At 41.7% G+C, this 7,660-nt stretch carries 8 protein-coding genes; 3 read left to right on the top strand and 5 right to left on the bottom strand.

Translation table 11 applies throughout. From position 1 onward, the window contains the following. Positions 1–366 precede the first annotated feature (366 nt). Positions 367–930, bottom strand: a complete 564-nt coding sequence (locus HT730_RS00570) for a nucleotidyltransferase family protein (RefSeq protein ID WP_173306479.1) — start codon at positions 928–930, stop codon at positions 367–369. Then, positions 911–1,909, bottom strand: coding sequence for a Holliday junction branch migration DNA helicase RuvB (gene ruvB / locus HT730_RS00565; protein WP_345890418.1), 999 nt, complete (start codon positions 1,907–1,909; stop codon positions 911–913). The genes HT730_RS00570 and ruvB overlap by 20 nt, the downstream gene beginning before the upstream one ends. Before the next feature lie 133 nt (positions 1,910–2,042). Here ruvB and HT730_RS00560 point away from each other — a divergent pair, with 133 nt between their 5' ends. The 3 genes from HT730_RS00560 to HT730_RS00550 all read left to right on the top strand — a co-directional run bounded on the left by HT730_RS00560 (position 2,043) and on the right by HT730_RS00550 (position 2,982). Continuing rightward, entirely contained in the window at positions 2,043–2,135 is a 93-nt protein-coding gene (locus HT730_RS00560) for a type I toxin-antitoxin system Fst family toxin (protein ID WP_000970381.1), read from the top strand. 341 nt (positions 2,136–2,476) lie between these two features. Then, complete coding sequence (locus tag HT730_RS00555) at positions 2,477–2,569, top strand: type I toxin-antitoxin system Fst family toxin (protein ID WP_173306478.1); 93 nt, start codon at positions 2,477–2,479, stop codon at positions 2,567–2,569. Positions 2,570–2,889: 320 nt separating this feature from the next. After that, positions 2,890–2,982 carry a type I toxin-antitoxin system Fst family toxin gene (locus HT730_RS00550; RefSeq protein WP_000970294.1) on the top strand — a complete coding sequence of 31 codons (93 nt, stop codon included), beginning with the start codon at positions 2,890–2,892 and terminating at the stop codon, positions 2,980–2,982. Between the two features lie 838 nt (positions 2,983–3,820). Here HT730_RS00550 and HT730_RS00545 read toward each other — a convergent pair. The 3 genes from HT730_RS00545 to leuS all read right to left on the bottom strand — a co-directional run bounded on the left by HT730_RS00545 (position 3,821) and on the right by leuS (position 7,555). Continuing rightward, positions 3,821–4,237 carry a GNAT family N-acetyltransferase gene (locus HT730_RS00545; RefSeq protein WP_173306477.1) on the bottom strand — a complete coding sequence of 139 codons (417 nt, stop codon included), beginning with the start codon at positions 4,235–4,237 and terminating at the stop codon, positions 3,821–3,823. A gap of 11 nt (positions 4,238–4,248) precedes the next feature. Next, complete coding sequence (locus HT730_RS00540) at positions 4,249–4,944, bottom strand: GNAT family protein (protein ID WP_173306476.1); 696 nt, start codon at positions 4,942–4,944, stop codon at positions 4,249–4,251. A gap of 109 nt (positions 4,945–5,053) precedes the next feature. Next, positions 5,054–7,555 carry a leucine--tRNA ligase gene (leuS, locus tag HT730_RS00535; RefSeq protein WP_173306475.1) on the bottom strand — a complete coding sequence of 834 codons (2,502 nt, stop codon included), beginning with the start codon at positions 7,553–7,555 and terminating at the stop codon, positions 5,054–5,056. Positions 7,556–7,660: the final 105 nt, after the last annotated feature.

Below are 7,660 nucleotides of genomic sequence, written 5' to 3'. Positions count from 1 at the left end.
TATCCAAGCTCATTTTTTCTCAGACTGCAAGCAGTTCATCAATAAGAATTATACTCTTCGAAAATCTCTTCAAACCACGTCAACGTCGCCTTGCCGTAGGTATGGTTACTGACTTCGTCAGCTCTATCTGCAACCTCAAAACAGTGTTTTGAGCAACCTGCGGTTAGCTTCCTAGTTTGCTCTTTGATTTTCATTGAGTATTATTCTCAGGCACAAAGCACATTTCCAAAAAAATAAGCCGCCTGATTGGGCGACTCTATTTTTTATAGGGAGATTATTATGAAAAAGTTTTAGGAGTTTAAGTTAAGGTCTTCTTAACTTATGGACTTAGTATACACTTCCTAGCTTAAAGTTTCCTTAAGTATTTTAAAAAATCAAATTTTTCCATTTCTCCTGCCAATTTTTCTTGGATAATCGTGTTTGATAGAGAGCCATTCGGTCTTCATTCTCTAAAAAATGAGGAGTTGGACGAACTTGAAAATTCAAAATATCCTCCAAACCATAAGGTGCATAGAGTTCAAAATCTAATTCTTCATTCAAGCGTAGTCCAACTGCCGTACACCGTTCTGGATACTTACTCATGGCATCACAAGAGCTGCTATAGGGAGCAGTATGAGGGCTGTGCTGGTGCATATAGACCTGATTTTTCAATTCCCACTGGTACTGAGGAAAATCCTCTAGCAGTTTTTTCTCTAGGGACAGGGTTTCCTCATAAGAAATATCTGGATCAAAGAAAATTACATCTACATCTGTTTCACAGTCAAAAGGGGATTTGTCTGACAAGAGATTCCAGATAAAATTTCTGATAGAACCTGCTGCCAACCAGGAATCTGTCAACTCCAGGTTTCGGATGATCGTCAGAATAGCCATCATATCTGGATTTTTTCTAAAAGCCTCTAGAATTTCTTGCTTATTTTTCACTGTATTCATAACCTAAATGCTCATATGCCTTAGCAGTCGCCACTCGTCCAGACCGTGTCCGCATGATAAAACCTTTTTGAATCAAGTAAGGCTCATACATGTCTTCAACTGTCTCACGTTCTTCTGCTATGTTAACAGAAAGAGTTCCTAATCCGACAGGGCCACCACCGTACATCTCAATCATGGTGCGAAGGATTTTTTGATCCACATAGTCCAAACCTTCATGGTCAACATCCAGCATAGTCAAAGCCTTATCGGTAATAAGATCATCGATAACCCCATTCCCCATTATCTGGGCAAAATCGCGCACGCGCTTGAGGAGACGATTGGCAATACGGGGAGTTCCACGACTACGTAGGGCCAACTCAGATGCTGCCTCATGAGTTATTTCCATCTCAAAAATATCTGCCGTCCGCTCAACAATTTCTGTCAAGTCAGCATGAGCATAATACTCCATATGCCCTGTAATTCCAAAACGTGCCCGTAGTGGATTTGAGAGCATACCAGCCCGAGTCGTCGCACCAATCAAGGTAAAAGGTGGCAACTCCAAATGAACACTGCGACTGCCTTCACCAGCCCCAATCATGATATCAATGTAGAAGTCCTCCATGGCACTATAAAGTACCTCTTCCACCGACATGGGCAAGCGATGAATCTCATCAATAAAAAGGACATCCCCAGGCTCTAAGTCATTCAAAATCGCTACTAGATCACCAGCTTTTTCAATGACTGGACCCGAAGTCTGCTTGAGATTGACACCCAGTTCGTTGGCAATAACAAAAGCCATGGTCGTTTTCCCCAAGCCTGGAGGTCCAAATAAGAGCACATGATCCAGCGCTTCATCCCGCATTTTGGCAGCTTCAATAAAGATTTGGAGCTGGTCCTTGGCCTTGTCCTGCCCAATATATTCACGTAAATACTGAGGACGGAGCGTGCGTTCTACCAACTCCTCATCCCCCATTATCTCATTATCTAAAATTCTACTCATGGCTCTATTATATCAAAAAACCAAGCCACAAACAAAAAAGCCACCCGATCGGGTGACTCCCAAGTTTAGCACTTATGTGGTATAATATTGTTCGGCACTGCTACACCGCCTGCGAAAGGAGGTGAGATAGCCCATGATGGAATTAGTACTCAAAACTATCATCGGACCAATTGTGGTCGGCGTCGTTCTTCGTATAGTCGATAAATGGCTAAACAAGGACAAATAGTGTCAAAAAAGACCTCAAGCTTATTTGGTCGTGAGCTTGGGGTCTTTTCTAGCCTATGATATAGAACTAGTACTCAATTCCTTTTTATTATCCCATAGTTCACGAATTTTGTCAAAGGTTTATATTCTCATCCATTCAGCTTCTCCAACTTTAGAATCTGTCCAATAAAGTTTATAAGATTTAGAGAAAGCTATTGAAAAATGATATTTAGAAAACTTCCGAAAAACCTGAAATAGAGCAAAAAAACTCCACCTGATTGAGTGCCTCCCGACTTTAGCACTTATGTGATATAATATTTTACGGCACTGCTACACCGCCTGCGAAAGGAGGTGAATTAGCCCATGATGGATACAATACTTAAAACTATCATCGGACCAATTGTGGTCGGTGTCATTCTTCGATTAGTCGATAAATGGCTAAACAAGGACAAATAGTGTCAAAAAGACCCCAAGCTTATTTGGACGTGAGCTTGGGGTCTTTTCTAGCCTATGATATAGACACAATACTTAATTCTCTTTTATTATCCCATAGTTCACAAAATTTGTCAAAACTTTACATCCTCTTTAACCGCTGTACGACAAGACGTTCAAGATTAAGCGAAAGTTATCGGAAAATGATGTTTAGAAAACTCCCGAAAAGCCTGAAATAGAGCCAAAAAACTCCACCTGATTGGGTGACTCCCGAGTTTAGCACTTATATGGTATAATATTCTACGGCACTACTACACCGCCTACGAAAGGAGGTGAGATAGCCCATGATGGAACTAATCCTTAAAACTATCATCGGACCGATTGTGGTCGGTGTCATCCTTCGCTTAGTCGATAAATGGCTAAACAAAGATAGATAGTGTCAAAAAAGACCCCGAGCTTAATGTGGAAGTTAGCTTGGGGTCTTTTCTAGTCCATGATATAGAACTAATCCTTAATTCCTCTCCATTATCCCATAGTTCACACATTTTGTCAATGTTTTACATCATCTTTAACCGCCGTACAACAAGACTTTCAAGTTTAAGAGAAAATTAGGGATTCTATCAATTTCATAGAAATTTTGATTTAGTAAACGAATAGACAATCTTACATGTCACTCCTCATTTAATACGCCACTACTGGACAAGCAAAATCATTATTACAGCAGTTCCAGTCCTTCAATTAACAGTCACTTACAATCAAATTGAGTTTGAAGTAACTGAAGCGACAACAGACCTATTTCTTAGTCATATTCGCTAAAAAATCCCCGCCAAAATCTCAAAAAGTCCCCGCCAATTCCCCGACCAAAATCCGAAAAATACCTGAAAATATCGGAAAATGATGTTTATAAAACTCCCCAAAAGCCTGAAATAAAGCAAAAAAACTCCACCTGATTGGGTGGAGTTAAGGGAGATTATTATGAAAAAGAAAAGTTTAGGATTTTATTAAATAAAGTTAGGAGGTCTTTATTTAATAACTATATGATACAAGACAAAGCTTAAAACTAGCTTAACTTTTCTCAGATTCTACCATTTTGTAGAAAATCACTATAACCATCACCTCACCTCACAAAAAAGCCACCTGATTAGGTGACTTCATTAGGAGATTATGATGAAAAAAAGTTTTAGGATTTCATTAAATAAAGTTAGGAGGTCTTTATTTAATGACTATATGATACTAGACCATCCTTAAACTTTGCTTAAGAAAAAACAAGTTTTGTTATTTTTCTCTGTTTACCCAAATCATTCCTGTACAATCATAGGTAGATAAGGTTTCAAAGCCCATAAAACGATAGAATTCCAAGGTTCTTTCTGTCTCTTCTGTCACCAGCTGGACTTGATAGGCATCTTTGTAATCTTTTAAAGCCTCTTTCATCAAGGAGCTACCAATCCCTTGGCGCTGATAGCTAGGCAAAACAATCAAATCCTGTACAAAAACTGATGAAAATCCATCTCCAACCAAACGAATCAAGCCCACCACAGCATCGCCATCAAGCGCCACATAAATCACTAATGAATGAGATAAGGCCTGCTCCAGCATCTGAGGTTGATGGGTATAATTTGTCCAACCGATAGCCTGATAGAGATGCAAAACATCCTCTAGCTTGACAATTTCTTGCTTTTTAATAGTAATCATCTCAACACCTCTTAAAGCTCTCTCAAGCTCTTGTACTGCTGTCCATTTTTATCAAAATTTTCAGGACGCAACCATGTTTCCAAACGATTTTTGACTTTGGGCCAGTCCTTATCAATCATAGACAACCAATCCGTATCCCTCGTCCGTCCCTTATAAACCACTGCCTGACGGAAGGTTCCTTCATAAATAAAGCCTAAACGTTCCGCTGCTCGTCTGGATGGCAGATTTAAGGCATCGCATTTCCACTCATAACGACGATAGTTCAGCTCCTCAAAGACATAGCGTGCCAGGAGATACTGAGCTTCTGTCCCTATTCGTGTCCCCCTGAGTTCTGGAGAAAAAGTGACTGCTCCCACTTCTATCACTCGGTTATTCTGATCAATGCGCATGAGAGAAAAAGTTCCCAAAGCCTTACCAGTTGCCTTGTCTATGATTGCATAGTAAAAACGGTCCTTACGAGCTAACATCTGATTTAAAAGGGTAACCAGCTCCTCCATATCTGCCACTGGTTCCTGAAAGAGGTAGGTCCACATCTCCCGAGGCGTATCAGGGCCATAAACAGCTAATAAATCCTCCGCATGCTTCTCCACTGAAAGAGCTTCTATTCGAGCATAACGCCCTTCTAAGAAATCAATAGAAGGCAGTGCACCGGGTGTATAACCTTCCATTGACTCCCCAATCATCTGACCATATTCGTTTACTGGCATAACTTTCTCCTTGTTTCACTTTTCAAACTTTATAGTTGCCCATAGTATACCATACTTTCATAAAAAGATTCAAAAAATCCTCCAGATTCTACTCTGAAGGATTCCTATCTTATTTCACAACAATATTAACCAATTTATTCGGTACCGCAATTACTTTCACGATGTCCTTACCGTCAATTTCTGCTTTGACTTTTTCATCAGCGAGAGCAATTTCTTGCAATTCTTCGCGTGACAAGTCTTTAGCGACCATGAGTTTAGCGCGGACTTTTCCTTTGATTTGGACAACGATTTCGATTTCGTCTTCAACCAATTTGCTTGCGTCCCATGTTGGCCAAGCCACGTAAGAGATTGACTCACCTGTTGCTGCAACAGTTTGCCAAAGTTCTTCTGCCAAGTGAGGCGCAAATGGTGCAATCATTTGGATAAATCCTTTGGCGTAGTCAACATAGAGCTTGTCTTCCTTGTTAGCCGCGTTGACAAAGACCATAAGTTGGGCAATGGCTGTGTTGAATTTCAATGATTCGATTTGCTCTGTGACAGCTTTAACGGTTTCGTTGTAGACCTTGTCGAGAGAGTCATTGTTTTCTGAAACAATTTCCTTACTTGTAATCAAACGGTAAACACGGTCAAGGAATTTACGGCTTCCTTCCAGACCTTCTTCTGACCAAGCGATCGAAGCATCAAGTGGTCCCATAAACATTTCATAGACACGAAGGGTATCGGCACCGTATTGTTCCACCACATCGTCTGGGTTGACAACGTTCTTAAGAGATTTAGACATCTTGGCTGGTGCTTGCTCCAACTCTTCTCCTGTTTCCACATGGAAGAAGGAACCGTCACGTTTTTCAACCTTGTCAGTCGCCACAAGAGCCCCACGGTGATCACGGTAGCTTGTTCCCAAGATCATTCCTTGGTTAAAGAGTTTTTGGAATGGCTCTTTTGTTGGAACCACACCGAGGTCATAGAGGAATTTATGCCAGAAACGAGCGTAAAGCAAGTGAAGTACAGCATGCTCTGCACCACCCACGTAGATATCTACTGGCAACCATTGTTTGAGAAGGTCCTCATCAGCCAATTTCTCAGTATTGTGTGGGTCAATATAACGGAGGTAGTACCAGCTTGAACCTGCCCACTGTGGCATAGTATTGGTTTCGCGACGACCTTTGACGCCATCTTCACGAGTCACTTCAAGCCAGTCTGTCAAGTTAGCTAGTGGACTTTCCCCAGTACCTGAAGGGCGGATATCCTTAGTTACAGGCAAGACAAGTGGCAATTCACTTTCTGGAACAGCTGTTGAAGTTCCGTCTTCCCAATGAATGATTGGAATCGGCTCACCCCAATAACGTTGACGGCTAAAGAGCCAGTCACGGAGACGGTAGGTAACCTTCTCTTGTCCACAGCCTTTTTCTTCCAACCAAGCCACAATCTTAGCAATTGCGTCTTCTTTATTCAATCCATCTAGGAAGTCTGAATTAACGTGAAGGCCATCTTCTGTGTAGGCAGCTTCTTCAATATTTCCACCTTCAAGTACTTCTACGATTGGAAGGTCAAATTGTTTGGCAAATTCCCAGTCACGTTGGTCATGGGCTGGCACAGCCATTACCGCACCTGTACCATAGCTAGCAAGAACATAGTCGGCAATCCAGATTGGAGTTTCCTTACCATTGACAGGGTTGATGGCATAAGCACCAGTCCAAACCCCTGTTTTTTCTTTAGCAAGGTCTGTACGAGCCAAGTCAGACTTGAGGCTAGCTTGGTGTTTATAGTCTGCTACTGCCTCTGCTTGCTCTGTGCTTGTGATGGCATCTACTAGTTCATGCTCAGGAGCCAAGACAGTGAAAGTCGCACCGAAAAGGGTGTCCGGACGAGTAGTAAAGACTGTAAATTCCTTATCAGTTCCCTTAACCTTGAAAGTTACATTGGCACCAGTTGACTTCCCAATCCAGTTGCGTTGCATATCCTTGATAGACTCTGGCCAATCTAGTTCATCTAAGTCATTGAGCAAGCGCTCCGCGTAAGCCGTGATTTTGAGCATCCATTGGCGCATTGGTTTGCGGACAACTGGATAGCCTCCACGCTCAGAAGTTCCGTCAGGAAGCACTTCTTCGTTGGCGATGGCAGTTCCCAATTCCTCAACCCAGTTTACTGGCACTTCCGCTTCATAGGCCAAGCCTTTTTCGTAAAGTTTGGTGAAAATCCATTGCGTCCACTTGTAGTAGTTTGGATCTGTTGTATTGACTTCACGATCCCAGTCATAAGAAAATCCAAGCGCATTGATTTGGCGTTTGAAGTTAGCAATGTTTTCCGCTGTAAATTCTGCTGGGTCATTACCAGTATCCATAGCGTATTGCTCTGCAGGCAAACCAAAAGCATCCCAACCCATTGGGTGAAGGACATTGTAGCCTTGCGCACGTTTGAAACGGCTGAGGATATCGGTTGCAGTATAGCCTTCTGGGTGTCCTACGTGCAGACCCGCTCCAGATGGATAAGGGAACATATCAAGAGCATAAAACTTCGGTTTTGATGCATCTGTTCCTGTCTTAAATGTATGATGTTCTGCCCAGTAGCCCTGCCACTTAGGCTCAATTTCTTTATGATTGTAAAAACTCATGGTCTCTCTCCAATTTTGTGATGTTACTATTATACCATTTTTGAGGGAATTTGAAATGTGTTAAAAGAAAAAACTGTATACTGTATTTCATTAATTTTGATGGCT

Origin of the sequence: Streptococcus sp. k-628 (assembly GCF_013277475.1) — a bacterium.
In the GTDB taxonomy this organism is placed as follows: Bacteria; Bacillota; Bacilli; order Lactobacillales; family Streptococcaceae; genus Streptococcus.
The sequence above is the reverse complement of the archived record's forward strand: the minus strand, read 5'-3'. Positions and strand labels throughout refer to the sequence as shown.